Genomic DNA, 15,482 nt, shown 5'->3' with positions numbered 1-15,482 from the left:
GCCAAAAAAAATAATTAAAAAACAGGTAAATCTTTAATCATTTTATAGGAATTATTATTCTCATTTTGATTTAACTTTCTCTCAAAAATACCTAATTGCATTCCGTTTGTTATCATTACAAAAGGTGCATCAATACAATAATTATAAACTGCGACCTGTGAAAAAACATCAGAAGAAAGTGGAATATGAGCAGCTTTACATTCGACAACCAAAAAAGGATTTCCTGTTCTATCAAAAACTAGAATATCAGTTCGTTTTTTACGCTCTTGAAAATGATGTTCGCTTTCTATTTGCATCAAGTTTTTAGAATACTTTTGAGATAGCAAAAAATGAATGACATGCTGACGAACCCACTCTTCAGGGGTAAGAATAATCCATTTTTTTCTTATTATATCAAAAATTTGATAATTTTCAGTAGCTTTATCTTTCATCTTATCGGTAAGTTTGTCAGTAGAGTTTTCTACTTGCTTGATTTTGGCTTCAAAAGAAGGAATATTGAGTTTTAGGAATTTGGAAACCACGTTTTATAGAATTTTATAATTATAAATATGTATTTTTGAATGAATTAAAATTTTACGACAAAAAATGTAAAATTAAGAAAAGGTATTCCTTTTCGCTACAAAAATCTAAATTTATTAACTAAACACACAACTACATTGGGAAAAAATTATAATACTTCGTATGAAGAAGACCACTCGCAACAAGACATGTCTAAAAAAGAAAATATTGTCAAAGATTGGTTGCCACGCTATACAGGGCGTAATTTAGAGGATTTTGGGGAATTTATCTTACTAACTAATTTCATTGGTTATGTCGAAATGTTTGCAGAACGTTTTGGAGTAGAGGTAATGGGAAGAGGAAAACCTATGCAATCAGCAACGGCAGGCGATATTACAATTATTAATTTTGGAATAGGAAGTGCGATGGCTGCAACTGTTATGGATTTGCTTTCTGCTATTGAGATAAAAGCATTACTCTTTTTAGGAAAATGTGGAGGTTTGAAGAAAAAAAATGAGCTGGGAAGTTTTGTTTTGCCTATTGCTGCTATTCGTGGCGAAGGAACAAGTAATGATTATTTACCAAGTGAAGTTCCTGCTTTGCCATCATTTCGTATTCATAAATCAGCTTCTATTGTCATCCGAAATCATCAATTAGATTATTATACAGGAACAGTTTATACGACAAACCGTAGAGTTTGGGAACACGACACAGGCTTCAAAAAATACTTGGAAGATATGCGTGTAATGGCGATTGATATGGAAACGGCTACTATTTTTACAGTTGGTTTTGTCAATGAAATTCCTCGTGGTGCGCTTTTGATGGTGTCGGATAATCCAATGATTCCAGAAGGAGTAAAGACTTCAAAGAGTGATTCGGCAGTTTCGGCGCAGTTTGCAGAACGTCATTTACAAGTTGGCATCGAAACTTTACAACGTATTGCAAAATCAGGTGAATCAATGAAACACATGAGATTTGAATAATTTTTTAGGAATTGGGAAATGGAGATTAGGGAATGCCAATAAATCACTATTTTTTCTGTATTTCATTTATAATCAACCATTAATAACTTGTAATTAATTTTGTCTATTTTTTCATTTTTAAAATCTAACAAAAAAAATCCTTTAGAAAATCAAATTTCGAAGGATTTTTTGCTTCGAAATGATAAATTAAAAAGTTATTTTTCAAAACCTATTTACTCTGTTTCTCTTCCTTCCCCTCATTCAGATTTTCAGTCTCAAAAAACGGTTTCTATTCCGAAATTTGAACAAACAGCTAGTTTTAGTCCTTTTTGGATTGCTTTTTCAGAACACGAACAGGCAAGTATTCAGACTGATTTAATTTCTCGGTGGATTCTTACAGACAAAACACTTATTTATAAAAGAGAAAGGAAACAAAAACGCTTCATTCTTTCTCAAATTGCAAAAATAGAACTCCATTACAAACGTTTGATGTTTCCTTTACTTTTGGGAGGAATTGGAGGTGCTTTTTCTATGGTGGCAAGTTTGAAAGGTTCTCTAAATTTATGGATTGGAATGGGACTGGGGGCAGTTGGTTTGTTGCTTTTTTATTATGGAATAAAAGGACGTTATCAATTAGAAATTTATATGAAAAGCAATGCTATTCATACTTTTTTTATAGAGGACAAAGGCAGAAACTGGGATAGTTTTTTTAAGAAACTAAATTATTTTTGGACAATAAATGGACAAAAACAAAAGAGGTCATAACAACTTTTTGAAAGGTAGATTTATTTTATATCAAAATTTAAAAAAGTGAATAGTTTGATTAGAGTTTAATTCCCATAAAGGTAATATCATCACGTTGTGGGGTATCTTTTTGATGATTATCTAACAAATCAGTTAGTTGTTTCTCTTGTTCTGTGATAGGAAGAGAAGCCAAAATAGGTAGTTTTTCTAAAAGTTGAGGTGTTCCTAATTTTATTCCTTCTGGATTGGATTGGTCTGTATATCCATCAGAAAAGATATATAACATTGTTCCTTTTGGGAGTAATAATTCATTACTTTCAAACTTACTGTACTTTTTCTTTCTTGAATAACCTCCAATCGAACGTCTGTTTCCTTTTACGACTTGCAAATCAGAAATAGCAGGCAATATATAAAATAGAGGTCTTTTTGCTCCACAATACGTAATTTTAACTTCTTCGTTTTCTGATTTATTTTTATCAATTACACAAAGTGAAATATCCATTCCATCAGCATTTACTTTTTGTTCTTGACGTAATGAAATTTTAATTTCTTCATTGAGCCACTCCAAAATATCAGCAGGATTAGTTAGATTTTGTTGAGAAACAGCTTCATTCAGAAAAGCATGTCCAAGCATAGACATAAATGCCCCTGGGACTCCATGTCCTGTACAATCTACAACGGCAACAAAATACTTATCTTTTGTTTCGGTCGCCCAGTAAAAATCTCCACTTACGATATCTTTAGGACGGAAAATAACAAAATGTTCTTCAAAATAAGACTTCATCTCTTCTTCAATCGGCAAAACAGCTTGTTGAATAGTTTGGGCATAACGAATCGAATCTGTAATATTTGTATTTTTATTCGAAATGATTTGATAGGCTTTAATATTATCTAACGCAATAGCTGTGTAAGCTCCCAAAGTATCTAACATATCTAATTCTAAAGAAGAATATTTATGCTCTTCCATACTCTGAACTGTAAGTACTCCAATCGTTTCTCCTTCAGAATTTAGAGGCAAGTACACTAACGAATAAGGTAATTTTCCCACTTCAACATCTTCCAAGACGACATTAAAATACTCTTTGTACTGTGAATGTGAATCATTGATAACCAAACGTTGATTGTTTTTCAGACTTCGTACAGATAATTTGGTATCGTCTTTTAGATTATCCGAATGAGCAGGTAGAATTTCATTATTTTCTATAAATCCTTCAAACTCTATTTTTCCTGTGTCTTTATTCAGAATTCCAATACCAAAACCGTCAGCAGGCATCAATGTATTTATATTTTCATAAACGGTTTGAATAAGCGTTTTGACATCAAGGATATTGGTTATTTTTTGTCCAATTTGGCTAAGAATACGTACATTTTGATACGATTTTTCAATTTCTTGTTTTTGTTCATTAATGGCTGTATTAGCAAGTGATAGATTTTCGGCTTGTAATTCTAGCTCTTCTTTTTGATTATTGATAGCAATATTAGCTTCGGAAAGATTATCAGCTTGCATTTGTAGCTCTTCTTTTTGCTGAACCACCTCGGCTGTTCGTTCTTGAACTGTCTTTTCTAGTTTTCTTTTATCTCTTTCTAGTCTTTTTGTATTTAATTTTACAATCATCCAAATCAATAAAATAGCTAAAATAATATAAGCAACATACGCCAACCATGTTTTATACCAAGGAGATAAAACTTCAAACTCATACGTAGTTTCTTCGCTTTCAACTCCCCAAATATTTCTTGTTTGTACTATAAATTTATAATTTTTATCTGAAAGGTTAGTATATTCTTTTTGTGTTTTGCTTGTCCATGCTGACCATTTTTCATCTAAACCTTCTAATTTATAGCGATATTCTGTCATTTCAGGAAAAGGCAATGAAGGACTAGCAAAAGAAAAACGCAAAGCATTAGTAGTAGCTTCTAATTTTAATTTTTGATTTTTGGGTTGTTGTTCTATTATCAAACTATCTGCATCAAAAAATACTCCCCCAAAAAGAAGTGAATCTGTTTCTCCTAAAAACTCTACTTTACGTATAAATGCAAGAGGCTTTTGCTCTGTTAAGAATTTTTTTTGTGTGTCTATAATCACAAATCCTTCATCAACTCCTACAGCTAATACATTATTTGGAAGTATAGTCATTCCGTTGGGTTGGCTATATATTCTTAATGCAGCCATAAAATCAGTTTGCTTTTTATAGGTATTATTTTCTTTCCATAAAATACCTTTTTCTTGTTCTGTTCTGTACCAAATATTTCCTTTTTCATCTTCTTGTAAAGCTCTAATAACATTACCTTCAAAATATGAACTTAGCTCTTGATTAAGAATAAATTGAGATTTTTTGGTATCATAGTTATATATTTTATCATTATTAGTAAGTACTATTTGGTCTTGTAATTTATACAAAGAATTGTCGTCAAGAGAAGGCAAACCTTCTTCTACACCATACGTTTTTATTTCTAAAAGACTATCATAACTTTCAGAAAATTGTAATCTAAATACTCCTTTTCGATTGCTTTCTGCCCACCAATAGTTTTTATGTTTTAATAGTTCACGAATTCCTTCTTCAAAGTTAGGATAACTTTTATGTTTCCAATGTACAGCATTTGGGATGTCTTTTCCATCTTCATCTTTTGATATTAATGCTATTCCCTTAGAATAAACTAAAAGCAACTTTAATGAATCTAATTTATCTGTTTTTGATGTAGGCACAATACCCCAAGTTGCTTTTGACCTTTTCTCGGAATATACTTTTTTTGCTATTGTATCTTGTACTTGAAAAACACCTAAATTGTGTCCATAAAATAATACATTATTCTTGTTAAGTACGTGAAGTGCATATCCTTCTGTTCCTTCTAACATTGAAAAAGGTTTTTGTATTCCATTTTCAAGATTTATTTTTATTAGATAATCATTCTGATAAATGCCAAAAGTAGTACCTATATAAAGTTTGTTATAGATGGATGAATATTCTAAGTTTAATCCTCTGCCTAATACTCCTTGTTTTTCACCAATAGAAGAATACGGAATAGATAAATAAATACACGAAATCCCATTATCAGTAGCAAGCCAAAGGTTATTTTTTGCATCTAAAAATAAATTATAGATAGTATTATTTTCTAATATATTCTCTTTATTAAGATGTAATTGTACATTTCCTTCCAAATCAGTAATAAAAAGACCATCTGTAAGAGTTCCGATAGCCAGTTGATTAGTCGGAAGAAGAACTGAACAATATGCTCTAGTTTCTGTCAGAGTAGTAACAGAAGTAAATGAAACTTGACTAACCTCTTTACCTTTTATTTTATAAACACCCTCAGGACGAGTAAGAACCATTAGGTTACCCTTACCTTCTAGATTTGAAAATATACCATACGTATTACCATCTCCTATTTTTTCAGATGCTACTGATTCTAACTCATAGCTTTCATTTAGCTTTACTAAACCTATTTCTGTATCACGAATATAAAACACACCATCTACTAAAAAAGAGGTGTGAAATTTATTTTTTGGCTCTATTACTCTAAATAATTCTTGATTCTTAAAAATAAATACAAATTCAGTCGTTCGGAAATAAATGTTTTCTTTATGTGTGAAAGTTTGCCATACATCCGTAAAATTACGTTTGTCTTCAGGAATTTTATCCATTAAAGACACATAGTGTAATGTATTTGTCGAATCAGGTTTCAGTACTCCTAATTCCCCTTTTGCCCCAACAAAGACTTCTCCTTTTTCATTAGCTGCTAAAGATTTGACTGTTGATTTGTTACTTGTTCTATATCTGCGCCAGTTTACACCATCAAATTCTAATACACCTCCATTATTTCCCACATAAATAAATCCGTTTGGTGTCTGTGTAATTGCCCAGTTTTGAGAAGTTGCTCCATACTCTTCTTGTGAAAAATTGCGTACCAAAGGCACTCCCAACTTAGGTATAAAAACCGTAGAATTAGACTGATTTTGAGTAGATTGAGCTACTCCGTTTTGTAGTAAGCTAAAATAGGTAACAAATAGAAAAAGCACAAAAACAAAATAGTAATGCTTTGATATATTTTGTTTAGCAAATTTTATAAAGGGGAAATCTATTTTCATAAAAAATCAATAATATTAAGAACATAACTAAAAGGGGAAGTAGTTTTTATTGTTCTATTTTTCAGTTTTAAAGCAGCATTATACAATAATAAGGTAAATTAACTAAAATTTAAAATCTTTTTTAGCGTTTTATTGTGTTTGGAGTTTTTTTTTCGTTTTTTCTGTATTTGTTTTGAAGAATACTCTACTCCACCATTTTTGTAAGTAATTTCAAGGATTAGTTTCACTGAACTGTCGGCTGGAAGAAATTAAGTACCTAAGAAAAATTATTTATATGTTAAAAAAAACTGTCTGACACCTTACTTTTACAAAAATCTTAAACTACTTCTTTTCTTATTTCGATTATAAAAATTGTAGAATATGTATCTTTGTAAAAAATTAAATATATCAATTTACGCAAGAAAAAATTCTACAAAAATGTATTCAAAGAAAATAGCATTTGTTTTTCTGTTGTTTATACTTTCCAAAACATCTTTTGCTCAACTTTCAGAAATAAAAAATTTGAGTTATTTATTAGAGAGGAAAGACTTCAAAACCAACCTAATAAAAAAAGGAAAAGCTCCTCAATCCTACGATGAATTTGATAAGGAAAGAAAAGATATAATGTTGATAAATTACGAATCAGATGGAAGAAAGCTAAAAGGGTTGGTAGAGACAAGTAACATAGAAGAAGGAAAAAAGAAACCTGTCTTGGTTTATCTGCACGGAGGCTTTGCATTAGGCTATCAAGATGTTTTAGACTGTCAGCCATTTATAGATGCTGGTTTTGTTGTTTTTGCGCCAAGTTATAGAGGAGAGAATGGCAATGAAGGAAATTTTGAAATGTTTTTTGGAGAAGTTGATGATGCCAAAGCTGCTGTTAATTGGATTGCAGAACAAGAATATACAAATTCAGATAGTATTTTCGTTTTCGGACATAGCATTGGGGGGGGCATGTCTTTATTGCTTTCGCATTTGGGAAATGTTCCTGTACAGATGAGTGCAAGTAGTTCAGGACTATACGATTTTGAAAGTTTTGAGAGCTTCGAAAAGCAAGGAATAAAAATGCCTTTTGATAGCAAAAATGAAAAAGAACTTTTGTTTCGATTGCCTTATGGAACGCTTCATTATTTACCCAAAAAGCATACAGTTTATTTTGGAGAAGAAGACAATCTAGAGTATTGGAAAGCAACTATCGCCCAAATTTATGAAGGAAAAGAAATTTTGCTTGAAATAAAAGGATTAAAAGGCAACCATTTTACAAGCCTTCAACCTTCTATGAAATTGTTTATAGAAGAAATTAGAAAAGGAGAGAAAGGCAATGAAAATAAAACTGAAACACCCAAAAAAGAGGATGTAATTGTTGATGATAATTTGTTAGAAGGACTACAACTCTACACAAAAGCACACAGTTTTTATGATGATGAAAACTACAAAGAAGCAATTCCTTATTTAGAAAAAGCTGCTCAAAAAGGACATGAAGGAGCGCAATTTGATTTGGCTTACTTGTATCAAGAGGGAAAGGGAATAGAAAAAAACAATGAGAAAGCTACATATTGGTTTGAAAAAGCTGCCAAACAAGGTAGCGAAGGGGCGCAAATGGCTTTGATTGGTATTTATCTTGAAGCAAAAAACTATAAAGAATTATTTAAAGTGGCTCAAGTAGTAGCTCAAAAAGATAATACTGATGTACAATATTTAGTCGGAATGTTGTCTGCTGAAGGAAAAGGAACGCCCCAAAGTTATGCAGAAGCAAAAAAATGGCTTACTTTGGCTGCCTCTAAAAATCACGTAGAGGCTGTTTTTTCGTTAGGATTACTTTATCAAAATGGGCTTGGCGTAAAACAAAACTACGCAGAAGCTGCAAAGTGGTATAAGAAAAATATCAATGCCAATCATGCTGCTTCGATGTGTAATTTAGCTCTTTTGTATGTGCAAGGTTTCGGAGTAGAAAAAAACAAGGGTGAAGCATTTAAATTGATGAACAAAGCCTATAAGGCAGATGCTAGTGTTCCAGATTTTGCTTATCATTTGGGTTGTATGTATATGTATGGCGATGGTGTGGAGAGAAACCCAAATACAGCAATTTCGCTTATGCAAAAAGCTGCTAGAAAAGGCTTCAAACCTGCTCAAGAACACTTAAAGGATATAGACAAAACGTGGTAAATGTGGTTTATAGTAGTGAGGAGTTAAGTTATTTTCTCTAGTAAACTCCTGATGAAAAAAATCATGACTATTGTTCCAACTATGCGCTATGAAAGCTATTTTCGGTCTGCCCTACTTTTAATCAAGGGCAATACCGAAAATTAAAAAAGCCGTTGAGTTTGTTTTAGTATTCAATTTACTCAAAATAGGTATAAGTCGTTTCAAAAGAAAAGGCTTTTTGTTCAGTACCACTGTCTTTGTACCAATATTCAGAACTTAATATTCCTTTTTTATTACAGTTAAAAGTTATAACAGACTGTCTCTCTCCATTTTTGCCATACGTACTTTTACATTGTATCAAGCAGCCATCTTCTGAATATTCGTATTCTTTCTTTGTATTATAATCTTCATTCCCCAAATTGTGAGTTTCTCGTCTTTTTAACTTTCCATTTTTATAAAAAAATAAACGTTTATTTTCACGTCCATTATAATGAAGAGTAGATTCTGAAATCATTTTTCCTAAAGAATCATAGACATAAGTAGTAGTAGAAGCAGTTTCAGTAGTTGTCCATTTCATTTTTGTTTCTATCAGATTATTATTCTCATCATATTTATAGTTTTCAATACGATTATTCAAACTTGTCTGTTGAGGAGCATTAAGATGTTTGAAAATTGCTTTTACTTTATTTCCTTTTTCATCGTATGCAAATTTGGTAGATAAACTAGGTTCTTTATCCTCTTTTTTAAGAAACTCTAAAATTTCAATTAATCTATTTTCTGTATCATATTTATAAACGAGTTTACTAGTATCATTACTATCATCTAGCATAGAATTTAGAAAATCCAATGTTTTTTTATCTTTATCACTTTGAGGATAATCTTTTTGAAATTCTGTTTTCTCAATTAATCTACCTTTTTTATCATATTTATAGGTATATTCTTGTGAATAGAGCATTACATCGAATAAGCGAAAATATTTTTCTCTTAAAATATTTCCATTTTTATCAAATTCAACTTTCCCTACTTCCATAGAATCATATCTTTCTACATCTGAAATACTATTAAAAATTGTAGTAATAGAACGAATACGATGCTTTTTGATTAATGAAGAATCATTGCGAACTGGATAATCTTGACTGAAAGCAAAATTTATAGACATTAAAAATAGTAAAATTGCTAAGAATGAGATTTTCACTTTTTGATAAAATTTGTTTTAAATTAATTCGATAATCGGTAAAGTTACACAAAAAAAGTAGGTTAAACGCACCAAATTTTTAGACCCTCATTTAAACACTGTAAACAACGTTTTTGACTTTGAAAAATAATTACACTTTTAATAGTAAAGTTAGTTTAGAGTTAATAGAAGTACTTTCAAAATTTTGATGCGTTTAACCTACAAAAAAAGTTAATTCCTCTTACCTTTGAAGACATTTTTGTAAGTCTGAAGCTATATTTGTTACTTACTGTTTTTTACGGTTTCAGACCCTAAGGGTTTACAAAACTCTTAGGGTCTAGTATTTTTTACACACAATTTATTTTTTATGAACATACTTACCAAGTCGTCAAAATGGATTTTGGCAGCTTTTGCTTTGTTGCTTATGTTTCCAGCTTTGGCGCAAACTGACACACAGACCGACACACAAACTACAAACGATAGTGACAATCCTCTTTGGATGCGTTATTCAGCTATTTCTCCCAATGGACAAAATATTGCTTTTTGCTACAAAGGCGATATTTACAAAGTTGATGCAAACGGAGGACGTGCTTCTTTGCTTACTTTGCATGATGCCTATGATGTAAATCCTGTTTGGTCGCCAGACGGAAAAATGATGGCTTTTGCTTCTGACCGTTTTGGAAATAAGGATATTTTCTTGATGAGTGCAGACGGAGGAGAACCGAAACGTCTTACAATTCACTCTTCTAATGATACACCAGTTGCTTTTTCGCCAGACGGGAAATTTGTTTATTTCAATGCCTATCGTATGCCTACAAAAAGTGATGTCGCTTTTCCGTTTGGTGGTTTCGAACAGCTTTATAAAGTAGCTATTGATGGAAAAACACGTCCAGAAATGGTTATCAATGAAGTTACTCAAAAAGGAAATCTGAATGCAGCAGGTAACAAACTCATTTATGAAGACCGTAAAGGCTATGAAAATGAATGGAGAAAACACCATGTTTCAAGTGTTGCAAGAGATGTTTGGGTCTATGATATGGCTACAAAAACACATACTCAACTCACAAAAAACTTAGAAGAAGACCGTAATCCTGTTTGGGTAGGAGACGATGTTTATTTTTTGAGTGAAAAAGGAGGCGTTGATAATGATAAAGTTTCTATGAATATCTTTAAAATGTCTGCTGCTAATCCAAGTGTACAAACACAGGTTACGACATTAAAAAATCATCCTGTTCGTTTCTTGTCTGCTTCTGATGACAAAACGTTGTGTTTTGGCTATAATGGCGAAATTTATACCATGAAAGATGGTTCAGAACCTAAAAAAATTGCTATTCAAATCGCTCAAGACAATCGTTACAATGCTATCGAATATAAAAACTTGAAAGGTGGAATTACGGATATGGCAGTTTCTAGCAATGGAAAAGAAATCGCTTTTATTGTGCGTGGCGAAGTTTTCGTAACAGCAGTAGAAAACGGTTATACCAAACAAATCACAAATACAGCAGAACAAGAACGCAATGTAGATTTTTCTCCTGATGGAAAATCGTTGATTTATTCGGCAGAAAGAAATGGAAGCTGGAATGTTTATCAAACCAAATTAGGAAGAGAAGAAGAAAAATATTTTTATGCAGGTACAGTTTTGAATGAAACTCAGCTTACTAATAATAAAAATGAATCTTTTCAGCCTTTATTCTCTCCAGATGGAAAAGAAGTTGCTTATATAGAAGACCGTAAGGCTCTCAAAGTAATTAATTTAGCTTCAAAAGAAGTGCGTACCGTTACTGACAAACTTTCGTATTCGTATGCAGATGGCGACCAATATTATGCTTGGTCTCCAGATTCAAAGTGGTTTTTGATTACTTATGAACCAAATAAAGCATGGATTCCTCAAGTAGGTTTAATTGCTGCAACAGGAAAAGAAGAAATCAAAAACCTTACTCAAAGTGGTTACAATGATGCTGCTCCTCGTTTTGCTATGAAAGGCAAGGCTTTTTATTGGATGTCTGATAAAGAAGGTTTGCGTTCGCATGGAAGTTGGGGTTCTGAGTATGATGCCTATATTCAGTTTTTTGAAGAAGATGAATGGAAAAAATTCACGATGTCAAAAGAAGAATATACACTTTGGGAAGAATTAAATGGAAAAGACAAAAAAGATGAAGAGAAGAAAGAAGATGATAAGAAAGACGAAGATAAAAAGGATGAAAAAGTTGAGCCTTTAAAATTCGAATGGACAGGCTTTGAAGACCGAAAAGAACGTCTAACTAGCCACGCTTCACAAATGAGTGATGCTGCTTTAAGTCCAAAAGGAGACAAACTGTATTACTTGACTTCTTTCGAAAAAGGGGCTGACCTTTGGGTAGAAGATCTGAGAGAAAAAGAAACAAAACTTGTCTTAAAACTAGGTGTAAGAGGTGGAAGTTTGGTAATGGATAAAGAAGGTAAAAACCTTTATTTGTTGGCAAATGGAAGCATAAAAGTAATTGATTTGGCTACAAACACTCCAAAACCAGTTTCTATTGATGCAAAAATGCAACTCAATGCAGCAGCAGAACGTGCATATATGTTCGAACACATGTGGCGACAAGTGCGTGAAAAATTCTATGTTACAGATATTCACGGTGTAGATTGGGATTTTTACAAAAAAGAATACGCTCGTTTCTTGCCTCATATCAACAACAATTATGATTTTGCAGAAATGGGAAGCGAACTTTTGGGAGAACTCAATGCTTCACACACAGGAACTCGTTATCGTCATTCTGACCCTAATGGCGACCGTACTGCTGTCTTAGGAGCTTTTTATGATACTTCTTACAAAGGAAATGGATTAAAAATAGCTGAAGTTTTGAATAAAAGTCCATTACAAAAAGCAAATAAAGCGATTGCAGCAGGAGATATTATTCAAAAAATTGATGGTGTAGAAATCACTCCAACAATGAATTATCATTCTCTATTGAACCGTAAGGCAGACGAAAGAACACTTCTTACTATTTTGGATGCTAAAACGAATGCTACAAAAGAAGTCATTGTTTTGCCTATCAATACGTGGGAAGAACGTCAGCTTTTGTATGAGCGTTGGGTAAACACTCGTAGAGAAGAAACTGAAAAATTATCTGATGGAAAAGTCGGTTATGTTCACGTAAGAGGAATGAATAGCGATAGCTTTAGAGAGTTATTTTCGGAGGCTTTGGGAAGACATGGCAACAAAAAAGCCTTGATTGTAGATACTCGTTTTAATGGTGGTGGTTGGTTGCACGATGATTTGGCTACTTTCCTTAGTGGAAAACAGTATTTTGAAATCGTACCACGAGGAGAAAAAATAGGTACAGAACCGATGTTTAAATGGAACAAACCTTCTACTGTTTTGATGAATGAAGGCAATTATTCGGATGCTAATATTTTCCCTTACGTCTATCAACACCTCAAAATTGGAAAACTTATCGGTATGCCAGTTGCAGGAACAGGAACGGCTGTTTGGTGGGAGCGTTTGATTGATCCAACTATTGTTTTTGGTATTCCACAAGTAGGAATTATTCGTACTGACGGAAAATACATGGAAAATACAGAGCTTATTCCAGATATTGAAATCAAAAATAATCCTACGCCACAAAGCGAAGGAAAAGATGAGCAGCTTGAAGGAGCTGTGAAAGAAATGTTAGAAGTAACGAAGTAAAATCAATTACGAATTACGAATTAAAAATTACGAGTAATACATAGTTTTTATAATGAAAAATTCCCTTAAAGGCTTTTTGCTTTTGAGGGAATTTTTGTTTTAATCTCTTATATTTGTGTAATTAAATAAAACTAAACGAATGAATAAACCGAAATATTTGTATAAGGCAGATGTTGAGTTTGCAATTTACGAATTTGTAAGCGAAGGAAAAAAAGGTAGGATTAAGAAAAGGATTGAATATACAGAAACTACTACTCCAAACGTTTATAATTTAGGGTTTGGTGATTATGACGAAACGACAAATTCTATAAATGACCTTTCAGTTACAAACAATGGAGATAGTTTGAAAGTTTTAGCAACAGTAGCTTCAACAGTTTACGCATTCATTGAAAAACACCCAAACGCTTATGTTTTAGCAACAGGAAGTACAAATGTCAGAACTAGACTTTATAGAATGGGTATTACAAATAATCTAGCAGAAATAACAGCAGATTTTTTTGTTTTTGGTTTGACTGGGGAGGGAGATTGGAGAGAGTTTGAAGTTGGCGAAGATTATGAAGCATTTTTAATTACTAAAAAATAATAAATACTATGAACACTATGAAAAAAATAGAAGAATTAAACAATTCAAAAATTCCTATAATTGTTATTGACAAAAAAATAGAACGATTTAAAGGTAAAACGCTATTTCCTGAAAAATTAGAAAGAGCAAACGAAATAATTGCTAAATATGGACTTCCAGATATTAAAAAAACAACAAAGTAAGTTTCTTTTGCTTGTTATACTGAAAATTCCCTTAAAGGCTTTTTGCTTTTGAGGGAATTTTGGTTTTACCATTTCTCAACTTTAAGGTCTTCTATTTCTTCAAAATGCTTATCTCTAGTTACCAAAATTAAATCGTGTTCTTTTGCTAGAGCAGCTATCCAAATATCATTTTCTGGAATTGGTTTTCCTTTTTTCTTTAATCCAGTCTTAATTTTTCCGTACAGCATACTTGTTGTATCAGAAGACTTCAGAATAGGAATTACTTGTCGTAATTTTGATAATTGCAGTAAATTCTCTTCAATTTTGAAAGAATTAAATGCTCCATAATATAGTTCTCCAATCGTAATAAAAGAAGTGTAACAAATATTATTTTGTTCGCTTAACTTTTCAATTATAGCTTTTTCGTGTTTAAAAAGGGCTATTAAGATATTTGTATCTAACAAAAATTTACCACTCATTTTCGTCTATTTTATTTCCTTCATTAATAACTCTTTCCATTTGTTCGGCATCTTCTAAGTGAATCGCACCTGCAAATTGAAGTAAATCATTTGTTTTTGCAGGAACATAAAGCATATTTTCCAAAAAACGCAATAAATCTGCTTTTTGGTAATAAGAGAGTTCATAAATTAAATTACGGATTTGGTTTTCTATTGCTATCATAATAGTATCATTTTAGATGAAAGATTTTATTTACTAAACGTGAAATATGCGTTTTTGGTTTTTATGCTATACTACATAACACAAAAATGACTTGAAAAGATTAGAATTACAATTTTGGTTTAGACTGAAAACTAAAAAAGCAGATTAATAATATCTATTACATTTAATATTTTTTTTGTTCTATAATTTCTTGTTATAGACACTCAAGATGAATTAGTTTACCTTTTCCATAAAACAAATTGGATTCGTTGGATTCCATTTCTACATATTCTCTTCTTTCATCTGCTGAAAGTTCAGAGTCATCTCCACTCCAAGTTACAAGAGGATAAAAGCTAACAGCTACTTTTTGAAGTTTTTCCAATTTAAATATCAATAATGGATCACTACAACCTTCTTCATTCTGCAATAATCTTTGTATCAACTGCTTTTCGTTTGTTTTTATATCAATAATATAATTATAAAGGTTGTAGAACCGTATAATATATGTTGAGTCGTTCTGTTTTACTAAATCCTGTATTTCACCACTATGAAGCATAAGAGCTTTAGAAACTATTAACTTTTCTCCTTCTACGCTATATTTGATGTTTACTGTGTCTATTAAATAATTTACACCATATTGTTTTCCCAACTTATCTATTTCGTTATCTATTTTCTCTCTTTCCTTCTTAATGTCGTCTAATGTAGTATTACGCTCACAACTGAAAAGTGTAAAAAAAAGAATAAAGATAAGATAGTTTAATTTCTTCATAATGAAATATTTTAGTAGGTTTGCTTAATTATACGTAAAAGATAAATAAATAA

General features: G+C 31.7%; 12 protein-coding genes. 6 read left to right on the top strand and 6 right to left on the bottom strand.

Annotated features, from left to right (window positions below; genetic code table 11):
- Positions 1-14: 14 nt before the first annotated feature.
- Positions 15-521 (bottom strand): type I restriction enzyme HsdR N-terminal domain-containing protein, encoded by a 507-nt coding sequence (locus tag ACE193_RS22595; protein ID WP_375560449.1) that lies wholly within the window; start codon positions 519-521, stop codon positions 15-17.
- Positions 522-707: 186 nt separating this feature from the next.
- On the opposite strand from ACE193_RS22595, the gene ACE193_RS22590 reads away from it, so the two are divergent.
- Positions 708-1,481 (top strand): AMP nucleosidase, encoded by a 774-nt coding sequence (locus tag ACE193_RS22590; protein ID WP_375563378.1) that lies wholly within the window; start codon positions 708-710, stop codon positions 1,479-1,481.
- 99 nt (positions 1,482-1,580) lie between these two features.
- Positions 1,581-2,225: a hypothetical protein gene (locus ACE193_RS22585; protein WP_375560448.1), complete on the top strand. Its 645-nt coding sequence runs from the start codon at positions 1,581-1,583 to the stop codon at positions 2,223-2,225.
- A gap of 58 nt (positions 2,226-2,283) precedes the next feature.
- On the opposite strand, the gene ACE193_RS22580 is transcribed toward ACE193_RS22585, so the two are convergent.
- Complete coding sequence (locus tag ACE193_RS22580; RefSeq protein ID WP_375560447.1) at positions 2,284-6,219, bottom strand: SpoIIE family protein phosphatase; 3,936 nt, start codon at positions 6,217-6,219, stop codon at positions 2,284-2,286.
- Between the two features lie 486 nt (positions 6,220-6,705).
- On the opposite strand from ACE193_RS22580, the gene ACE193_RS22575 reads away from it, so the two are divergent.
- Positions 6,706-8,433, top strand: a complete 1,728-nt coding sequence (locus ACE193_RS22575) for an alpha/beta fold hydrolase (RefSeq protein WP_375560446.1) — start codon at positions 6,706-6,708, stop codon at positions 8,431-8,433.
- Between the two features lie 175 nt (positions 8,434-8,608).
- On the opposite strand, the gene ACE193_RS22570 is transcribed toward ACE193_RS22575, so the two are convergent.
- Positions 8,609-9,571, bottom strand: coding sequence for a hypothetical protein (locus ACE193_RS22570; protein ID WP_375560445.1), 963 nt, complete (start codon positions 9,569-9,571; stop codon positions 8,609-8,611).
- A gap of 382 nt (positions 9,572-9,953) precedes the next feature.
- Between ACE193_RS22570 and ACE193_RS22565 the strand changes: the two genes are divergently transcribed.
- From ACE193_RS22565 to ACE193_RS22555, 3 genes are all read left to right on the top strand, one after another.
- Positions 9,954-13,256 (top strand): S41 family peptidase, encoded by a 3,303-nt coding sequence (locus ACE193_RS22565; protein WP_375560444.1) that lies wholly within the window; start codon positions 9,954-9,956, stop codon positions 13,254-13,256.
- A gap of 139 nt (positions 13,257-13,395) precedes the next feature.
- Complete coding sequence (locus ACE193_RS22560; RefSeq protein WP_375560443.1) at positions 13,396-13,839, top strand: DUF6934 family protein; 444 nt, start codon at positions 13,396-13,398, stop codon at positions 13,837-13,839.
- 17 nt (positions 13,840-13,856) lie between these two features.
- The gene (locus tag ACE193_RS22555; RefSeq protein ID WP_375560442.1) at positions 13,857-14,021 is read left to right on the top strand and encodes a hypothetical protein; all 165 of its coding nucleotides are present in this window, start codon (positions 13,857-13,859) and stop codon (positions 14,019-14,021) included.
- Positions 14,022-14,086: 65 nt separating this feature from the next.
- Here ACE193_RS22555 and ACE193_RS22550 read toward each other — a convergent pair whose 3' ends face one another.
- The 3 genes from ACE193_RS22550 to ACE193_RS22540 all read right to left on the bottom strand — a co-directional run bounded on the left by ACE193_RS22550 (position 14,087) and on the right by ACE193_RS22540 (position 15,429).
- The gene (locus ACE193_RS22550) at positions 14,087-14,479 is read right to left on the bottom strand and encodes a type II toxin-antitoxin system VapC family toxin (RefSeq protein ID WP_375560441.1); all 393 of its coding nucleotides are present in this window, start codon (positions 14,477-14,479) and stop codon (positions 14,087-14,089) included.
- Entirely contained in the window at positions 14,469-14,681 is a 213-nt protein-coding gene (locus tag ACE193_RS22545; RefSeq protein ID WP_375560440.1) for a hypothetical protein, read from the bottom strand. Before ACE193_RS22545 ends, ACE193_RS22550 begins: the two co-directional genes overlap by 11 nt.
- Before the next feature lie 193 nt (positions 14,682-14,874).
- The gene (locus ACE193_RS22540) at positions 14,875-15,429 is read right to left on the bottom strand and encodes a hypothetical protein (RefSeq protein WP_375560439.1); all 555 of its coding nucleotides are present in this window, start codon (positions 15,427-15,429) and stop codon (positions 14,875-14,877) included.
- Positions 15,430-15,482: the final 53 nt, after the last annotated feature.

Origin of the sequence: Bernardetia aquimarina, assembly GCF_042180575.1 — a bacterium.
Taxonomy (GTDB): domain Bacteria; phylum Bacteroidota; class Bacteroidia; order Cytophagales; family Bernardetiaceae; genus Bernardetia.
Note: the sequence above shows the minus strand (reverse complement) of the source record. Positions and strands in the feature narration are given on the sequence as shown.

Excerpts from the sequence above, each read along its gene's own strand:
- ACE193_RS22590 (WP_375563378.1), top strand. The coding sequence starts at position 708 with ATGTCTAAAAAAGAAAATATTGTCAAAGATTGGTTGCCACGCTATACA.
- ACE193_RS22575 (WP_375560446.1), top strand. The coding sequence starts at position 6,706 with ATGTATTCAAAGAAAATAGCATTTGTTTTTCTGTTGTTTATACTTTCC.
- ACE193_RS22570 (WP_375560445.1), bottom strand. The coding sequence starts at position 9,571 with ATGTCTATAAATTTTGCTTTCAGTCAAGATTATCCAGTTCGCAATGAT.
- ACE193_RS22565 (WP_375560444.1), top strand. The coding sequence starts at position 9,954 with ATGAACATACTTACCAAGTCGTCAAAATGGATTTTGGCAGCTTTTGCT.
- ACE193_RS22560 (WP_375560443.1), top strand. The coding sequence starts at position 13,396 with ATGAATAAACCGAAATATTTGTATAAGGCAGATGTTGAGTTTGCAATT.
- ACE193_RS22555 (WP_375560442.1), top strand. The coding sequence starts at position 13,857 with ATGAAAAAAATAGAAGAATTAAACAATTCAAAAATTCCTATAATTGTT.
- ACE193_RS22550 (WP_375560441.1), bottom strand. The coding sequence starts at position 14,479 with ATGAGTGGTAAATTTTTGTTAGATACAAATATCTTAATAGCCCTTTTT.
- ACE193_RS22545 (WP_375560440.1), bottom strand. The coding sequence starts at position 14,681 with ATGATAGCAATAGAAAACCAAATCCGTAATTTAATTTATGAACTCTCT.
- ACE193_RS22540 (WP_375560439.1), bottom strand. The coding sequence starts at position 15,429 with ATGAAGAAATTAAACTATCTTATCTTTATTCTTTTTTTTACACTTTTC.